Source organism: Paraflavitalea pollutisoli, from assembly GCF_029360705.1.
Classification (GTDB): domain Bacteria; phylum Bacteroidota; class Bacteroidia; order Chitinophagales; family Chitinophagaceae; genus Paraflavitalea; species Paraflavitalea pollutisoli.
Genome location: NZ_JARKMX010000014.1, coordinates 429,744 through 446,402, shown reverse-complemented (window position 1 = coordinate 446,402; position 16,659 = coordinate 429,744). Strand labels below are relative to the sequence as shown.

Genomic DNA, 16,659 nt, shown 5'->3' with positions numbered 1-16,659 from the left:
ATGAATGCCAAACATAGACAATATACCAACGCCCTGCTACTTGGCCTTGCGCTTATCACGGCTGCCGGTTGCAAAAAGAACTATATAGAACCCAGCAAAGTGCCGGTCGATGATGCCCTCACCACGCCACGCGGATTGACCGGCGTCGCGATAGGGTTGCAAAGGGCCTACACCACTACCCGTGCGAGCTCGCTATACAATCAGGTCACCACAGATGGTTTCGTGACCAGGCAGCTCAACATCATTAACCAGGGTAATACCGCCGAATACCAGTTATTCCTGGGCGGTACCTCTGTCGATGGTACCAATACCATCCTGGCTGGTCTCTGGACCAACAGCAACAAGGTCATCTTTGATGCCAACAACGTGCTCCGCAATGCGCCCAACCTCACCGATAAGAATTACGCCAGCGGGCTCATCGCGTACGCCAGCCTCTTCAAGGCCCTCGCCCTGGGTAACCTGGCCAGCAACTGGGACAATATACCCGATACGATCGGTACCAATGTAACGTTCATCAGCAGTGCAGCAGGTTTTAACAAGGCGGTGGCTGTACTCGACAATGCACTGAATGTGCATACTGCCAATCCCATCAGTGCGCAGTTTCTGGCCAATATTCCGGCAGGCATAGACATTGTCAACTCGTTGCAGGCATTGAAAGCCAGGTTTGCCCTACAGGCAGGTAATCTTCCTGTGGCGCTCACGGCCGCCAACGCGGTAGGCCTGACCGTGAAATCCACCTTCAACTTCGATGCGGTGACCCTCAACCCCATCTGGGAAACGGCCACCTCCACCAACAATGTCTATCAGCCCATCGACTCTACCATGGGATTGCCCAAAGCCCTGGAGCCGGTATTAACGGATAAGCGGGTACCGTTTTACATTGCGATCAATCCGGCTTCCGCGCAGCGATACCGCATCAATGGTTTTGGAGCCGCCGCCGGCACCGCCTGGCCGGTCTACCTGCCTGGCGAAATGACACTGATCAAGGCGGAAGTCGCCGCCCGGCAAAACAGGTTGCCCGATGCCATTACCTTCCTCAACGCCATCCTCGTTAAGAAACCAGCAGAGGATCCCTTTGGTGTAGGGGCCGATTTACCTCCTTATGCCGGGGCGGTTACACAAGCGGCCTTGCTGGAGCAGATCTACCGCAACCGGGCGATAGAACTGTACCTGTCGGGCCTTCGCCTGGCCGATCAACGACGGCTCGAGCGACCATTGGCCGAACGCAAACGCAACTACATGCCCTACCCATTTGTGGAGCGCGACAACAACGGCAATACCCCGCCCGATCCCGCGAATTAATAGGCTGCCACAAAGCAACCTTTTGAGGATATCACGTAAAAAAGCCCGGGCCTGTCCGGGCTTTTTTACGTGTAACATTTGCCGTAATTTTTACGTCTATACAAAAAACACCGCCCATGCGCACCCTTTTCTCCGCCATATTGGTGATCCTGACTGCCGCCGCCTGCGCCCAGTCGCCCAAGGCCACCATCGCCAAACTGGAAAAAGACATTCCCGAACTCATCACCAGCCACGATATACCCGGCTTGTCTGCCGCCTACATCAGCAATGGCACACTCGTGTGGGTACGCCATTATGGGGTCAGCAATGCGGCTACCAGGCAACCCGTAACGGATTCCACCATCTTCGAAGCAGCCTCGCTCAGCAAGGTCGTCACCGCCTATATGGCCATACAGTTGGTCGACCAGGGCAGGTTGAACCTGGATACGCCGCTCAGTACATATCTGGACAATAACTACGACGTGGGCGACGATCCACGCTTACGCCTCGTCACGGCACGCCGCGTATTATCACATTCGGCCGGTTTTCCCAACTGGCGGGCGCAGGAAGGGGGCAAACTGCCCATCAATTTTACGCCGGGTGAAAAGTTCAGTTATTCCGGGGAAGGATTTGTATTTCTCGCCAGGGTCATGGAAAAGCTCACCGGCCAGCCACTGGAAACGTACAGCAAACAGGTCGTATTCACGCCGCTGGGCATGCAGCAAACCAGCTTTACTTGGCTCGATAGCTATCAGACGCGAGGGGCCTACCGGCACGATTGGTTGGGCAATATGTCGTTCCGTGCGGAATACAAAGGTGCCAATGCAGCCGCCAGTGTCCGCACAACGGCCAGGGACTACGCCACCTTCATGGTCGCTTTGCTGAATGGCACAGGCCTCAGCGCAAAGATGCATACAGCCATGTTCACCCCACAGATAAAAGTCGACGCCAACAAGTTTGCCGAAGTAGCCTGGGGACTGGGTGTTGGATTGGAAAACACCGCCCAGGGAAAGTTCTTTTGGCACTGGGGCGATCAGGGCGATAGCAAATGCTTTATGACTGCCAACCTCGATACCAAAGACGGGATCGTGTACTTCACCAATAGTTACAACGGTATTACGATTGCCGACAACCTGCTTAAAGATGCCTTGCACAGCACACACCCTGCCGTAGCGTGGCTCGATTATCCCGCGTACAATCCCACCAGGAAACTATTTTACGAGGCCATCGAAGCCCAGGGAGCTGCCAAAACCATCGAGCGTTTCATTGCGGAAGCAGCACAGCATCCCGAATACAAGATCAGTGAAAGTGATATGAATAGTATCGGATACCTCCTGTTGCGCAAGAAGAAGGTCGATGACGCCCTCATCGTATTCAAACAAAACACCCTCGATTTTCCCAACTCGGCCAACACCTGGGATAGCCTGGGGGAAGCATATGCCGTGAAAGGCGATAAAGCAGCGGCCATTCAAAACTACCAACGATCGCTGCAACTCGATCCCTCCAACAGCAATGCGGCCGAACAGATAAAAAAACTAAAAGAGTAGGGGTGTGCTCATCGGGCACAAAACATAATAAAATAATATTACACGCGTTAAAGAAGCCAGGTAAGGCATGCGATGAATACCCATTCTGATAAGCAGCCGAAAGGAAACGATGACTGCCAGGATCGAATTACTATTCAATAAGTTTATGGAAGGCTCCTGTTCCCAACAGGAGTTTAGCGAATTCATGAACCTGCTGCAAACCAGCAAGCAGGAAGTTAAACTGCACGATCTGTTGTACGAAGTCTACCAGCAGGCTGCTCACCAGCACAGATCAATTACCTATGTCGATGAGCGGGGAGAATTACATACAGCGGTGGAGCATACTCCGGCAAGTAGAACGGCGAAACAAGCCCCTAAGCCCCAGTTGCCTTTTCGGCGTAGCTACCTCCTGATCGTCGTGGCTGCGCTGCTCATGGCCGCTGCATTTTTCCTTTGGTAACCTGCCCCGAGTCCTTTTTGCCGGTATTCCTCAGTTGCCTGGCTGCCTTTCTGCCTCGCTGCCTGTCCCTCTTTGCCTTGCTGCCTTTTCGCCTGTATTCCTCAGTTGCCTCGTTGCCTTGATGCCTCGCTGCCTTTTCCCTTTTTTCCCTATCTTAGTAGCTAAAACGGTATAGTTCGGCCATGAGCCGGTATTTACCATCAATTACTTGCAGTTATGAAACGTAGAACCTTCCTCCAGCAATCAGGCCTCGCAGGGGCCGCCTTGTTTACCGCCCCCATGGCTTCCTGGGCGATCACACCAGGTACGGCCGATCAATTTCCGGTCGTGCGCACGCCCGCCGATAAACGTCATTTCACCAGCGCGGCGGTCGAAAAAGCCATCACCGAATTCAAAGCCTCCGTCAAGAACCCCGAGCTCACCTGGTTGTTTGAGAATTGTTTTCCCAATACCCTCGACACCACGGTGTATCATACTACCAAAGGGGGGCGACCCGATACGTATGTCATCACGGGCGATATCGATGCCATGTGGCTCCGCGATTCCAGCGCCCAGGTATGGCCTTACCTGCAGTTCGTGAAAGAAGACAAGCCTTTGAAAGACCTCATCGCGGGCGTCATCAACCACCAAACGGCCTGTATCCTGAAAGATCCTTTTGCTAACGCCTTTTACAACGATCCCGAAAAGCGTGGCGAGTGGACCAAAGACCACACTGATATGAAGCCCGGCGTGCACGAACGCAAATGGGAGATCGACTCCCTGTGTTACCCCATCCGTCTAGGATATCATTATTGGAAAACGACCGGCGATACGGCGCCCTTCGATGCACAATGGCAATTGGCCATCAAAGCCATCTACGATACTTTCCGCGACCAGCAGCGCAAAACCGGCAATGGCAAATACAAGTTCCAGCGTACCACGCCATTCGCGACCGATACCCTGCCCATGAGCGGTTATGGTTATCCGGTAAAGCCCGTGGGACTGATTTGCTCGGCCTTTCGCCCCAGTGACGATGCCACGGTATTTTCCTTCCTGATTCCGTCCAACTTCTTTGCCGTAGTAAGCTTACGCCAGGCGGCCGAGATGCTGACCACCATTGCAAAGGACACAAAGACAGCCGGCGAGTGCAAGGCCCTGGCCGACGAGGTAGAAAAAGCACTGCAGCAATACGCCGTCGTAGAACACAAGACTTTTGGGAAGGTGTATGCGTATGAAGTGAATGGCTTCGGCAGTTACAACCTGATGGACGATGCCAACGTACCCAGCCTGCTGGCCCTGCCATACCTTGGCGCCATCAAAGAAACGGACCCTATCTACCGCAATACCCGTAAGCTCGTATTGAGCAGCGAGAATCCTTTCTTCTTCAAAGGCACGGCCGGCGAAGGCATCGGTGGACCGCACGTGGGGCAGGATATGATCTGGCCCATGGCCATCACCATGCGTGGTCTCACCAGCAAAGACCCGGCAGAGATCAAAGCCTGTATCGCTATGCTGCAGCAAACGCACGGCGATACCGGTTTCATGCACGAAGCATTTCATAAAAACGATCCTAAAAACTTCACCCGTAAATGGTTCGCCTGGGCCAACACCCTCTTTGGCGAATTCTTATGGAAGACGTATAAAACGCAACCAACCTTATTGGGATAATCGTTGCGACAGAAAATAGGTGAACCTTGCGACCAGCCCACGCTGTCAACGCAAGGTTTTTTTTATGGGTGTAGGAGGTAATAAAAAACTAATTCAGACTGATGGTAAAGGTGGCACCTTTGCCCGTGTCGGCACTATAAGCCTGCAGGTCGCCTTGCTGGTGACGGATGATCTTACGGCTCAGGTACAGGCCCAAACCGGTGCTGGGCTCGCCCGCCGTGCCCCGACGGCCACTTCGAGTAAACCGGTCAAATAGCTGCTCCGCCGTGTCGGCATCGAAACCAATGCCTTTATCGGTCACTTCAATGATGGTTTGATGCTGCTGGCGTTGGATAAGCATGGAGACTTCAGAGCCCGCGTGCGAGAATTTGATGGCATTGCTCACGAGATTCTTCAATACCTGCTTAAATAGGTCGCTATGCACCTGCACATCGCCGGTAAAATTTAGCTGGGTCGACAGGCGTATCTGTTTGTGGCTGGCAAGTGGTCCCATAGTTTGCATCACTTCTTCGATGAGGGGCTGCAGGGGCGTGGCTTCGCGCCGGTTGCCATCCTGGAACAGGTAGTCCATCCGCAGTATCTCCAGAATATTCTCTAAGATCTGTTGCTGCTCGCGGGCCGATTCGGTAATGGCTTCAGCAAATTCTTTGATCTCATCGGGGCTGAGGGCCTGGTCCTGGATCATGCCGGCATAGGTCTGCACATTGCGCAAAGGCGTACGCAGGTCATGGGAGAGCAGGGCAGTCAGGTCTTTCTTTTCCTCCAGTACATTGTTGAGTTCGGTCAGCGTGAGCTGAATATGTTGCATGAGTTGGCCGGCCTCGTCATGGTAATGGGTAGGCAGCTGGGGCAGCTCCTGGTCGTTGAGAAACTCCTGCAGGGTGCGCTGGCTTTGGCGGAGGGGAGCAAGCAGCCCGTTCAGCGTCAGCAGCGTGGCTGCAGTAGCCGCCAGGGTTAAGATCAGCGTGATGAGCAAGATGGCGCCGGTGCTGATGATGCCGGTGGCGAGTAACACAAATACCAGCAGTCCGATCAGCGGCACGTGAATGCCCAGAAAGGCGATGAATAGGAATTTGAAGGTGTAACTGCGCGACAGAAAGCCTATCCGCGACAGTTTATCGTAGATGGGGTGCATGGGTTGGGTCAGTTAGGGTTTACGAACAGGGTTGCGATCAAGGGGCATTAACGGGCAGTCTGCAATCCCTAGTATTTGGGCTAAGGGTTTTCGTGTAGATTTTAATATGGTGCTAACCCTTAGGTCAGTTTGCGTACTTGTCTCGCTGACAATTATCAACAGCAGCCGGTAGGGATAAGGAGCTGGACAATGCGATCCAAGTCTTGTTGATAAGTTGGTGAGGTAGACTGATTTATCCACTAGGTTGATCTTCAGTCGCTTTTGACCTATCTTTGTCGCGTTTATGAGAACTTTCGAAGATACATACCGGCACAAAGGAATGCGGGCACAGTTGGTGAAGTTGTTGAAGGAAAAGAACATTACCGATGAGCGGGTGCTGGCGGCGATAGGTGCTATCCCCCGCCATTATTTCATGGATTCGGCTTTTGACAAGATCGCGTATGAAGATCGGGCCTTTCCGATCACCGCCGACCAAACCATCTCTCAACCCTATACGGTCGCTTATCAATCTCAATTACTCGACATCAAACCACGCGAGAAGGTGTTGGAAATAGGTACCGGCAGCGGCTACCAGGCGATTGTGCTGGGTGAACTGCAGGCGATGGTGTACACCATCGAGCGGCAGAAGCAGTTGTTTGATGAACACCGAAAGTTCGTGTTACGCAGCAAGTACCCCAATATTAAATACTTCTATGGCGACGGTTTTGAAGGGCTTCCCACCTATGGCCCTTTTGATAAGGTCATTATTACCGCTGCCGCGCCGTTTATTCCTCCCAAACTGGTACAGCAAATGAAGGTCGGCGGCAAAATGGTGATCCCGGTAGGGGAAGGCAATGTGCAACGCATGTTGCGCCTCACCAAACTGGCCGACGGCAGTACACACGAAGAAGTCTTTGAAAACTTCTCTTTTGTACCCATGTTGGAGGGGAAAAATTTATAGCACGTAAAAATACCCATAACGGATAAGTCTCAAGGGTAACTATCTAAACACGGAATTACTTTTCCTTAAAAGTTTTCTGGTATCCCTGGTTGAGGTCGGGCATAAAAGCGTCTTTATACAATTGGTAACACTATTGTAGTCGATAAAAGATTGTAATGCCAGTCCCGTCCGAACCTCAGGTACCGAAATCGTTTAAAATATTTCAGGCTGTCATTGGTATCTCCACACCAGTGCTGGCAGGTTTTCTAACATTATCAACTGTTGTACAACAATTCATAGGCAACAAGCGTGGCTGGATACTGATTATTGGCCTTTCCTGGTTGTTTGCAGCGCAGTTTTGTTGGCACAAACTCCGGCGCCAAAAAATAAATGGCGTTATTAGTCAATTTCCTGCCCCGGTTCGTAAAAAAGCAAAATGGCGCCTGGTCTTGTTGACGATAGTTGCAACCATAGCCATGGGGGTAGTGGTGAATTGGGATAGCATTGTCACTACTTGCTGCCCACGGCCAGAGGCAGCCATCACCATCAACAACTTTAAAGGTGATAATGAGGATAGACAGATAGCACAACGCATCCGCATGCAAGTGGCCGCCCACCTGTCGGGTTATGAAGCGGCCAATATCGTAAAGATCATCGCGGCCAACGACTCGCTGAATTTCGACAGCAAAGACAGCAAAAGCATCAAAGACCACTTCCTGGCTGGACATTTTACCAAAGGACTATACGCCTGCGGCAGTTACCGTACGATAGATTCATCCCTGGCGGGATACATTTTTTTGTACCAAGCCGGGTCGGCTGATTCATTGCAACACAAAATAGTAATACCAGCGGTAGACTCCATTCGTGTTACGGTGGCCAGAAAAACGGAATTGTTCGGCAACCTGATCATTGCGCTGGTGCTGCGTGAATACAAAAACTATCAACTGTCCAATCAGCTATTGGAGGAAATACTGAAGGACTCGGTGTTGCTCGATTACCGGTTCAGGCACTGCTGTTACCATTACCAGGCACTAAATTTCCGGTCGCTGCATGAAATAGAGAAGGCGACAGCGGCTGATACCATGGCTGCCATATCGTTTCGCGCGCAAAACAGGTCTGTCGAATTCAATAACGACATGTATACCTACAAGGCGGGCGATGGATATCAGTTAAATGCCCGGGATTCCATGTACCTGTATAAGAACTACCTGGTCATCCTGCATAAAAGTCCGCAGGTGACCTATACCTTGTTGCAGTCGGGTACGAGAAATTTTACGCGAAGAGCCTTTATTTCCTTTGAAGAAATCGAGCGGACGGTGGATAGTTGCCAGTAACGGGCACGAACAAAACGTCGGGAATATTAATTCAATAATATGTTGGCTGTTGACAATGGTTGATCGTATTTGGCTATTCGTTGTGAAAAAGTGGGGAAGGATATTGGATGTATGAACAAACGAAGGCAAAGTCCACGGTTGCCTGGCAACAGTCGATGATAAATGATATGCCTATGCAGTTTCGCGAAGCCGGATCTCCATCTCCGGCCGATAAAAGCAGAGACCTTTTTTGGGCAACATTCTATGAAAACCATATTACGAAGTATTTCGCGTATGCCGCGAAATGGGTCAACGACCGGGAAGAAAGAACGGACATCGTACTGAATGCATTGGCCAGTACCATGCGCATGGATGGTCAACAGCCATTCCCATCAGAAGAGGAAGTGGCGAAATACTTATACGTGGCAGTAAGAAATGGTTGTTTCAAACAGTTGATGCGACAAAAGAGGAGAGCTATTACAAACCTTGACTGGGCAACACCACCGGATGACTGGAAGCAGGAGAGTGGACTGGCTTTTTACGAAACGATTGAAATGGAAGAGATCATCAGAAAGCTGATTGGATCGGCCGTAGGTACGGAGCGCATCATATTGGAAAAGTTCCTGCTGGAAAGCAAAGATTCGGAAGAAATAGCGGCAGAGCTCAACATCACCCTGCAGTCCGTATATACGATTAAGTCGAGAGCGCTGACGAAAATAAGGAACAGATACCCGGAATGGGCACAATGGCTGGTAAGTATCTTATTGATCGCGCAATGAATACCGCGGAAAGGGGTAAAAATGAAAAACAAATGAAGGATCTTGTTAAGATGCAGACGGGTTTTGTATTGATTGTAGTAATACCATTAACGCATGACAAACCTTAACGATGATAAGATCGCGGAGCTTTGCGCCCGGATCATGCTTCAGTTACCGCTTACGCCACAGCAAGAAGAGTTACAAGAGCTCCTGCGCCGTGAAATAGCCAGCAGAGGCGGCAAATTAATGAGCAGCGCAGCGTTCAGCGAGTATATCGGGATAAGCCGGCAGGTTCCTGGCTATGAACAGTTTAAGGAACGATGGCTGACCCAATCAATACCAGCAACGGCGCTGTCGACTGTCGATATCCAACCGGTATACAAAAGCTATAAATTCCGGGCATTGGTGGCGGCTGTATTGGCACCAATAGTGTTAGGAGTGGGGTGGCTTTGGATCGTCCATAGTAACCAACCCGTTGTGAAGGAACAGGTGGTGCTAGTCGACAAACAACAGGGCTTCAAAAAAGCGACCTTGTTGTTGTCTGATGGAAAAACAGTGGGGTTGATGCCAGCCGGAGAAGAACGTTCCATGCAGGAAGGAGCAGTAGTGTTGTACTTTGCCGGGCACGGAGAACTACAATACCGAAGGCCAACTGGTTATGCAGGCGAGGAGTACCGAACCAACAAGATTACCACGCCAATAGGTGGCGAATACAAAGTAGCGTTGGAAGATGGTACGCAAGTATGGTTGAATGCTGACTCCGAACTTAGTTACCCGGTCTTGTTTTCGAAAGGCAAACGGGAAGTGCAACTGAAAGGAGAAGCTTATTTTGAAGTGGCCAAAGACCAGCAACGACCTTTTGTCGTTCATATTAACGGTAATAGCATCCAGGTACTGGGAACGCGTTTCAATGTATCTGCCTATAGCAACGAAGACCTGCTGGCAACCCTGGTAGAAGGCTCTATACAGCTTAGTACGCCAACAGATACGGCCATACTCTATCCGGGACAGGCAGCGACCATCGCCAAATCAAGGTTACGGATAGACAAAGAGGCAGATACTGTGGAAGCCATCGCCTGGAAGAACGGCTATTTTGTGTTTAACAATAAAAGACTGTCGGAGATTATCCGGCGGCTCGAGCGGTGGTACGAAGTGAAGGTGACGTACGGCGAAGAAATTGAAAACAAAAAGTACATCATTGGCCGCATTGATAAAACAGAAGAAATTACCAAGCCACTCACGATCCTGGAAATGGCAGGCGCATTTCATTACAACATTGATGGCAACGAAGTACATATCAGTAAGTAAAAAGCATTGAAATAGCATCGCGGAATCCATTGAACCTTATCCCACCGGTTACGTTCTGATGCGCCCAAGCCGTCCTGGCCGGCGTTCAGCATCCAATTTTCCACGTTAAGACCTGTTACAGATCTCAAGGATCAACTTCCAGTAAATCTTGTTTTCCTTTTTCTGACCATTAAACCCCTTCCAAGCCCTGAGCCGTTGTATAAGTAGTGTATTGGCTTGAGCCCATGTCAAGCCCTGGCAATAACATGACCTGGCTGCAAAGCCAGGCGCAAGTAGCTATTGCCTTTTTCCAAAACCCGATTTTGAAAGTGTTAAAACAACAGCACAATGATGACACGGGGATTTATTTTGTATGTCTGTATGCTCTTTTTGTTTGTAGGAACGGTCGCTCAGCCAGTGGTACTAAAGGCAGTTCCGCAACGTATTGAACCGCGGCAAAAACAGCCGGTGGGCAAGTTCATTTTGCGTACACGCGTATCCATCAAGTTGGAAAATGCGACGCTTGAACAAGTCATTAACGAAATTAAGAAGCAAACCAACTGGCAGTTTGGATATTCCTTACCCGACATTATCCATGTAAGAATTATTTCTATCAATGTTAAAAATATAACAGTAAGGGAACTGTTTGATGAAATTCTCCAGGGTAAAGGATTGGATGTAACCTACTACGAAGACTTTATCGTGTTGAAACCGGGTAAGAGAACCGTGATCCCCTTGCCTCCAAAGCCCTTGACGCAATATGTAGGCTACGTGATTGACGAAGACGGCGCACCCATTCCCGGGTGTTACGTTACCGTGACGGGAAAGCAAGCGGGCATTTTTACGAATGAAAAGGGGTGGTTCAGGATACAGCAGGAAGGTTTTCTGTTGGAAGTGCGCGTGAGTGGAGAGAAATACCACGAAAGATCTGTGCTGTTGATCAAGGGTGATACAGCCCTGATCACTTTGAAGGAAAATGACAAACCCCTGGACGAAGTCGTCGTCATAGCCTATGGATCCGCTATCAAGAAATCGAACGTCGGTTCGGTAGATAAAATACGGGGAAATGATTTGTCGCCAGTTCGACCCGACAATGCATTCGCTTCCATATCAGATTGGGCGCCGGGTGTATCGGGCGTTCCGTTAAATGGATTGTATCGCACAGCCGTCAGGTTAAGTGTCAGAGGGTTTAACCCACGAATTGGTGAAGACCAGGGGCCTAGTGAGTTGCCAGCCAACGACCCGCTGATCATCGTAGATGGTATCCCCTTTATTACCCGCTCCAAATGGTCCAGCAAGCTCACGGGGCCTGGTTTTATGCCCGATGGTAGTGGCGTCATGGCAGGTGGTTTCAGCCTGTTTGGGTTAATGAATAACCTGGATATAGAAAGTATAGAAGTATTGAAAGACGCGAGTGCGACGGCTATTTACGGATCACTGGCCGCGCATGGCGCCATGCTGATAACAACCAAAAAAGGAAAGAATGGCAAACCACGCTTGACCCTTAACTACAACACCGGTTGGTATAGGGCCAGCACGCTGCCCAGCATGATGGGCACGGCCCACTACCTGCCAATGCGCCATACCATGCAAGGCAATACACAAGACCCGGCTAAATTTCCGGAGCTATACTGGGATACTACGCGTTCCATTGACCTGCCGCGGTTATTAATGGGTGAAACGGCACGCATGAATAGTGTTCATATGCAACTCAATGGGGGCGACAATAGGCTCAATTACAACATGGGCATCGGCGGTCGCAAGTCTTCCTCGATCTTTCCGGCCAATATGCCGTCGAGCCAGGTCACTACCCAAATCGGATTCCAGGCAAACCCGGCTCCCAAATGGAAGATAGGCGCCAGTATCGTGGGCGGCACTTCTACCGATATCATGCCGGCTACCGACATCACCCCCTACTTCAGGCTGCCACCCAATACGCCGGAACCTTATGATAAGAACGGACAAATGCAGTGGAAAAAGAACAACGTGGCGTTCGTTAATCCCTGGGCAAAGCTGCTACAAACCTACACCGTGACGATGGCCAGTGTACTCGCGTCAGGACAGGTAGCCTATGAAATGCCGCAAACGACCTGGCGTTTATCATATGGCTTGCACAATGCCCGGGTGGAGGAAGTAGCCATCTTTCCCGAAAAAGCCAATGATCCGGCCCAGGCGAAGTTGGGGGCCGCGAACTTTGCCAATACCCGGTTCAGTAGCATCATCCTGGAACCACAGCTGGAATACCGGATCGCCAACAACGAGCGTCGATACAAAATAAACCTGTTGCTGGGGGCCACCTACCTCGACCAAAAAGAACGGGCAGAAATGATCATCGCTTCGGATTACCCCAAAAATACACCGCTCACGACGCCCGCCACGGCCGGTAAAATAAAACCCGAACAGGGAGGCACCAATTACCGGTATGCGGCAGGTTTCAGCCGTATACACGGCGAATGGCGGGGCAAATACGTGGCCGAACTCACCACGCGGGTAGATGGGATCGGTAGGATAGGGGCAAAGCCCAAGGCCTATGGGTACGGCGCCGTCGGGTTGGTGTGGTTGTTTGGGGAAGAAAAGTTTTTACGGTCACCCAACTCCTGGATTACCAACGGTAGGTTGCGCACCAGCTATGGTACATCGGGCAATCACCCGGCACTCTACAAAACAATTGGCGTATGGCGGCCTGGTTCGCAGGATAATTATGGCGGTACGGGCACCCTGCAGCCTGATGGACTGGCCGATTTTTATCCCAAGCCGGAACTGAACCGGAAGAAAGAAGTGGCCATTGAGCTGGAGCTCTGGGATCGCTTATCGTTGGTGGGGGCTTACTATTCCAATGTCACCTCACGGCAGGTGGTGAGCACAACGGTGGCCGCACAATCAGGATTGGGCGTGGTGCGCGGCAACAATGCCGAAGCGGGGGTGGAAAACGCGGGTACCGAGTTCACCATCAACTACACCTCGAAGGTGGAGAAGAACCGCCGTTTCTCCACACAGCTGGTACTATCAGGGTATCGCAACAAACTGAAGTATTTCAAGGGGCTCGATTCTTCCCTGTATAGTAGTTCGTTGATAGTCGGTCAGCCACTCACGGTGCAGCAGGGGGCTGGGTTCGGCGGAGTGGATCCCGCCACGGGTGTTTTTCAGTACGTAGATCGGAATGGCGATGGCGTAATAGGCGACGAAGATAATGTGGTGGCAGGATCGTTGACCCCCAGCTTTTTTGCAGCCTGGACGGGCAATATCAAGCGGGATTGGTTCGAACTGGATTTTTGCATCGATGCCTGTACGCAGCAGGGTATAGACCCGGAATTATACATGGCCTACATCAACAATACGCCGGGAAAATGGCAGAAATCGTTACAGATGAACCTGCCGGCAGCTTTCGCCAACCGGTGGCGACAGCCGGGCGATGTGTCGAAATTCCAGCGGGTAGGTAATACGCCGGATTTGCAGCAAGGCGTGGAGAACGTTAAAAAGTCGCGGGCCTTGCTCGCGAACATGTCTTACTACCGGTTAAAATATATCCGCGCCACCATATCGCCCTTTGGATTGAAGACACTCAACAAATGGGGCGTAAGCAGTTGCCGCTTTTATATAGAGGGACAAAATTTATGGCAAAACAGCAAAGGGTACAAGGGCGATCCCACCATTGTGCAGTCCTATTCTGGCATACCCTCCATGCGTGGTGTGGTGTTGGGCTTCGAAACTAAATTGTAAGGAGTATGAACCGCAATAACCATTTGGCGCTTCTTTTCATAGCTGTTGCAGCCATGCACTGTAAAAAAATGCTGGTGCTGGATATGCCGCCCGGAGGCATCGCAACAGAACAGGTGTTTAACCAGGATACGGCAGCGATCGCTGCCGTATCCCATATTTACTATGTCATGGCGCAGGGTGCACAGTTTATGCAGGGTGCCCATACGGTCAGTTTGGGTTTGTTGACAGATGAGCTGCGGTGTGTAGGGGTTACCGCGACGAAAGCAGATGGTGAATACTTTAGTGGCCAGGTACAGCCGGGGAACAGTGTACTGGCAACGATGTGGGGCGATCCTTACAAGGCAATCGTATTGGCGAATACCGTGCTGGAGAAGTTGGGGCAGTCGACCGGGGTAAGGACCGGGCTGAAGCTACAATTGATGGGCGAAGCAAAATTTTTACGGGCATACAATTACTTTATGCTGGTGAATCTGTTTGGCGGCGTACCCAAAGTAATCGGGTTGGATTTTAAAGAGAACGCGCGATTACCCCGCGCTTCGGTAGCAGATATCTATGAACTGATCATCAAAGACCTGGTCGAGGCCAGTAAGCAAATGGAGCCTTTCCCGGCCGGTGGCGTGAAAAGGGAACCAAAGCGGGTGAGGGCCTACAACACCGCGGCCACGGCCTTGCTGGCCAGGGTGTATTTGTTCCGGCACAATTTCGACCGGGCAGTGTTGCTGGCAGATGAGTTGATCCGGTCAGGTTATTATCAGCTGGCGGCAAGGCAGGCAGCTATCGGGATGGCCGACAGTGAAGAAACGATTTGGGCGTTGTGGCCCGCTATCGATGGCTTTGGTACGGGTGAGGCTCGCCGGTTCATTCCTTTCACGGCTGGTGCCATGCCGGCGTATGCGGTGAGTGATAATATGATGGATGGTTTCGAAACGGGCGACCATAGAAAGGCGGCCTGGTTACGATACTTCATGCAGGCGAATGAGCAGGGGTATTATCCGGTGAAGTACCGCCAAAACAAATGGCCTGCTGAGGAGGCGCATTGCGTGATGCGACTGGCGGAGATTTGGTTGATCAGGGCGGAGGCGCGTGCTAAGTTGGGCAGGCTGGAAGGGGATCGGGGAGCGGTGATGGATGTGAATGTGATCCGGAGCAGGGCTGGTCTGCCACCGTTGCCTGATGGGTTGACGCAATATGAGGTATTGGTGGCGATAGAGCAGGAGCGGAGGGTGGAGTTATTGGCCGAGGGCGGGCATCGTTGGTTCGACCTGAAGCGAATGGTCAATATCCAAACCTATAAGTACCGGCTGGAGGAGGTGATGAGCAGCTGCAAGACTGGTTGGAGGCCGTACCAGTCCTTGTTACCGGTGCCGGCGGCAGAGTTGACTTTAAATCCGGCGTTGGTGCAAAATCCCGGGTATGAATAACCCGTCGCAAACTGGGTATAGATCCGCTTGAGCGGCATCAATTAGTGGCGGCGATCCAATCCCCATTGTTTATTTCCCCTACCTTGTAAGTGCTTCCTACTATATGATTGCTTCCTGGCGCCGTGCACTATCCGATGGCTTGTATTGAGTGCATCACATCTATAAATAGTAAACCTTTTTTTATGAAAAGATTCTCCTTGCTCCTATTGGGAGCTTTAGTGGTATTGGGTAGTTACAAAACGCCAACAACATCCCTTGATGACCGACAGATCTATACCTGGTATATGGATGAAGACATGACCGTTTCGGCGGGTTCTTCGTCCAGCGTGAGTGCCGAGTTATTGCGGCTGCGCATGCTGCACCCGGCCAATATCTTCAGTAGCGCCTACACGCTGGGTTTAACCGAATATGAGTGGGGCGAGCATCCGTATTATGCAACCGTGGTGATCTTTAGTGATTTGTAGTGGTCTTATGGAGGGACAAAAGGTAATGGGCTCCCTCGCAGACATTGGAGGGAGCCCGTTAGGTGACTAAGAATTATTTTCGTACATATACAGCTTTACTTTCCCAGTTTTCGGCCTTCGTCTCGACGGATTTTTTGTTCAACGTGAGTTCTTTGCCATCTGGCGATACAGTGATCGTTTCAATGCGTGTCAGGTCTACTTCTGTAGGATTTTCTGGCACGTAGATCACCGTAGTGAAAACAAGTCCTTTTTTGTCAGCATTCCATTTGATGCTTCTAACGTACTTTCTACCGGAGGCGGCGCCAGTTTTTGTGGCGGGCTGGCCGTTCATCAATACTGCTTGCCGGTTGTTGACTTCGGCATTGTTTTCAATAAACACGCTTTCGATAATCAGGGAATCTCCTTCCTGTTTGAAAGAGACTTGAGTCGGGATGCCATTTTCATAGTCAGGGCCAGTCACAACTTCTTTTGTTTTCATTACCCAGGTACCTTTCACGCCTTCTTGGGCATAGCAAGCACAACTGATCAGTATCCCGGTTAGGAAACAGAACATTTTCATACGTAGCTTTTTTGTTAAATAATATAGAGGCTGGCCGATCATTGGGCCGGCCGTATATAATACTACGATTGGGACAAGCATCTAACCATAGTTGGCTGCTGCAAATCTTGTTAAAGCAAAATTTGAGCCCGGTCAGATCTATTACGGGTACCTCAATCATGCGTAACAA

At 50.9% G+C, this 16,659-nt stretch carries 13 protein-coding genes; 11 read left to right on the top strand and 2 right to left on the bottom strand.

The features are described 5' to 3' along the window. The 4 genes from P2W70_RS32375 (at position 1) to P2W70_RS32360 (ending at position 4,914) form a co-directional block, all read left to right on the top strand. Positions 1-1,302 carry a RagB/SusD family nutrient uptake outer membrane protein gene (locus P2W70_RS32375; protein WP_276485761.1) on the top strand — a complete coding sequence of 434 codons (1,302 nt, stop codon included), beginning with the start codon at positions 1-3 and terminating at the stop codon, positions 1,300-1,302. 116 nt (positions 1,303-1,418) lie between these two features. After that, a complete protein-coding gene (locus tag P2W70_RS32370; protein ID WP_276485760.1) occupies positions 1,419-2,828 on the top strand; it encodes a serine hydrolase in 1,410 nt (469 codons plus the stop codon). Between the two features lie 109 nt (positions 2,829-2,937). Then, positions 2,938-3,267, top strand: coding sequence for a hypothetical protein (locus P2W70_RS32365; protein ID WP_276485759.1), 330 nt, complete (start codon positions 2,938-2,940; stop codon positions 3,265-3,267). A gap of 216 nt (positions 3,268-3,483) precedes the next feature. Continuing rightward, the gene (locus P2W70_RS32360; RefSeq protein ID WP_276485758.1) at positions 3,484-4,914 is read left to right on the top strand and encodes a glycoside hydrolase family 125 protein; all 1,431 of its coding nucleotides are present in this window, start codon (positions 3,484-3,486) and stop codon (positions 4,912-4,914) included. An 88-nt stretch (positions 4,915-5,002) separates the two neighbouring features. On the opposite strand, the gene P2W70_RS32355 is transcribed toward P2W70_RS32360, so the two are convergent. Next, the gene (locus P2W70_RS32355; protein ID WP_276485757.1) at positions 5,003-6,049 is read right to left on the bottom strand and encodes a sensor histidine kinase; all 1,047 of its coding nucleotides are present in this window, start codon (positions 6,047-6,049) and stop codon (positions 5,003-5,005) included. A 283-nt stretch (positions 6,050-6,332) separates the two neighbouring features. On the opposite strand from P2W70_RS32355, the gene P2W70_RS32350 reads away from it, so the two are divergent. From P2W70_RS32350 to P2W70_RS32320, 7 genes are all read left to right on the top strand, one after another. Next, positions 6,333-6,989, top strand: a complete 657-nt coding sequence (locus tag P2W70_RS32350; RefSeq protein ID WP_276485756.1) for a protein-L-isoaspartate(D-aspartate) O-methyltransferase — start codon at positions 6,333-6,335, stop codon at positions 6,987-6,989. A 431-nt stretch (positions 6,990-7,420) separates the two neighbouring features. Beyond that, positions 7,421-8,302 carry a hypothetical protein gene (locus P2W70_RS32345; RefSeq protein WP_276485755.1) on the top strand — a complete coding sequence of 294 codons (882 nt, stop codon included), beginning with the start codon at positions 7,421-7,423 and terminating at the stop codon, positions 8,300-8,302. Between the two features lie 173 nt (positions 8,303-8,475). Then, entirely contained in the window at positions 8,476-9,060 is a 585-nt protein-coding gene (locus tag P2W70_RS32340; protein ID WP_276485754.1) for a sigma-70 family RNA polymerase sigma factor, read from the top strand. Positions 9,061-9,153: 93 nt separating this feature from the next. Beyond that, a complete protein-coding gene (locus P2W70_RS32335) occupies positions 9,154-10,347 on the top strand; it encodes a FecR family protein (RefSeq protein WP_276485753.1) in 1,194 nt (397 codons plus the stop codon). Positions 10,348-10,674: 327 nt separating this feature from the next. Next, positions 10,675-14,046: a SusC/RagA family TonB-linked outer membrane protein gene (locus tag P2W70_RS32330; RefSeq protein ID WP_276485752.1), complete on the top strand. Its 3,372-nt coding sequence runs from the start codon at positions 10,675-10,677 to the stop codon at positions 14,044-14,046. 5 nt (positions 14,047-14,051) lie between these two features. Then, positions 14,052-15,467: a RagB/SusD family nutrient uptake outer membrane protein gene (locus P2W70_RS32325; protein ID WP_276485751.1), complete on the top strand. Its 1,416-nt coding sequence runs from the start codon at positions 14,052-14,054 to the stop codon at positions 15,465-15,467. 182 nt (positions 15,468-15,649) lie between these two features. Continuing rightward, entirely contained in the window at positions 15,650-15,931 is a 282-nt protein-coding gene (locus tag P2W70_RS32320) for a hypothetical protein (protein ID WP_276485750.1), read from the top strand. A gap of 73 nt (positions 15,932-16,004) precedes the next feature. On the opposite strand, the gene P2W70_RS32315 is transcribed toward P2W70_RS32320, so the two are convergent. Continuing rightward, positions 16,005-16,490: a hypothetical protein gene (locus P2W70_RS32315; protein ID WP_276485749.1), complete on the bottom strand. Its 486-nt coding sequence runs from the start codon at positions 16,488-16,490 to the stop codon at positions 16,005-16,007. Between the last annotated feature and the right edge of the window lie 169 nt (positions 16,491-16,659).

Excerpts from the sequence above, each read along its gene's own strand:
- P2W70_RS32315 (WP_276485749.1), bottom strand. The coding sequence starts at position 16,490 with ATGAAAATGTTCTGTTTCCTAACCGGGATACTGATCAGTTGTGCTTGC.
- P2W70_RS32330 (WP_276485752.1), top strand. The coding sequence starts at position 10,675 with ATGATGACACGGGGATTTATTTTGTATGTCTGTATGCTCTTTTTGTTT.
- P2W70_RS32325 (WP_276485751.1), top strand. The coding sequence starts at position 14,052 with ATGAACCGCAATAACCATTTGGCGCTTCTTTTCATAGCTGTTGCAGCC.
- P2W70_RS32365 (WP_276485759.1), top strand. The coding sequence starts at position 2,938 with ATGACTGCCAGGATCGAATTACTATTCAATAAGTTTATGGAAGGCTCC.
- P2W70_RS32340 (WP_276485754.1), top strand. The coding sequence starts at position 8,476 with ATGCAGTTTCGCGAAGCCGGATCTCCATCTCCGGCCGATAAAAGCAGA.
- P2W70_RS32335 (WP_276485753.1), top strand. The coding sequence starts at position 9,154 with ATGACAAACCTTAACGATGATAAGATCGCGGAGCTTTGCGCCCGGATC.
- P2W70_RS32360 (WP_276485758.1), top strand. The coding sequence starts at position 3,484 with ATGAAACGTAGAACCTTCCTCCAGCAATCAGGCCTCGCAGGGGCCGCC.
- P2W70_RS32370 (WP_276485760.1), top strand. The coding sequence starts at position 1,419 with ATGCGCACCCTTTTCTCCGCCATATTGGTGATCCTGACTGCCGCCGCC.
- P2W70_RS32355 (WP_276485757.1), bottom strand. The coding sequence starts at position 6,049 with ATGCACCCCATCTACGATAAACTGTCGCGGATAGGCTTTCTGTCGCGC.
- P2W70_RS32320 (WP_276485750.1), top strand. The coding sequence starts at position 15,650 with ATGAAAAGATTCTCCTTGCTCCTATTGGGAGCTTTAGTGGTATTGGGT.
- P2W70_RS32375 (WP_276485761.1), top strand. The coding sequence starts at position 1 with ATGAATGCCAAACATAGACAATATACCAACGCCCTGCTACTTGGCCTT.
- P2W70_RS32350 (WP_276485756.1), top strand. The coding sequence starts at position 6,333 with ATGAGAACTTTCGAAGATACATACCGGCACAAAGGAATGCGGGCACAG.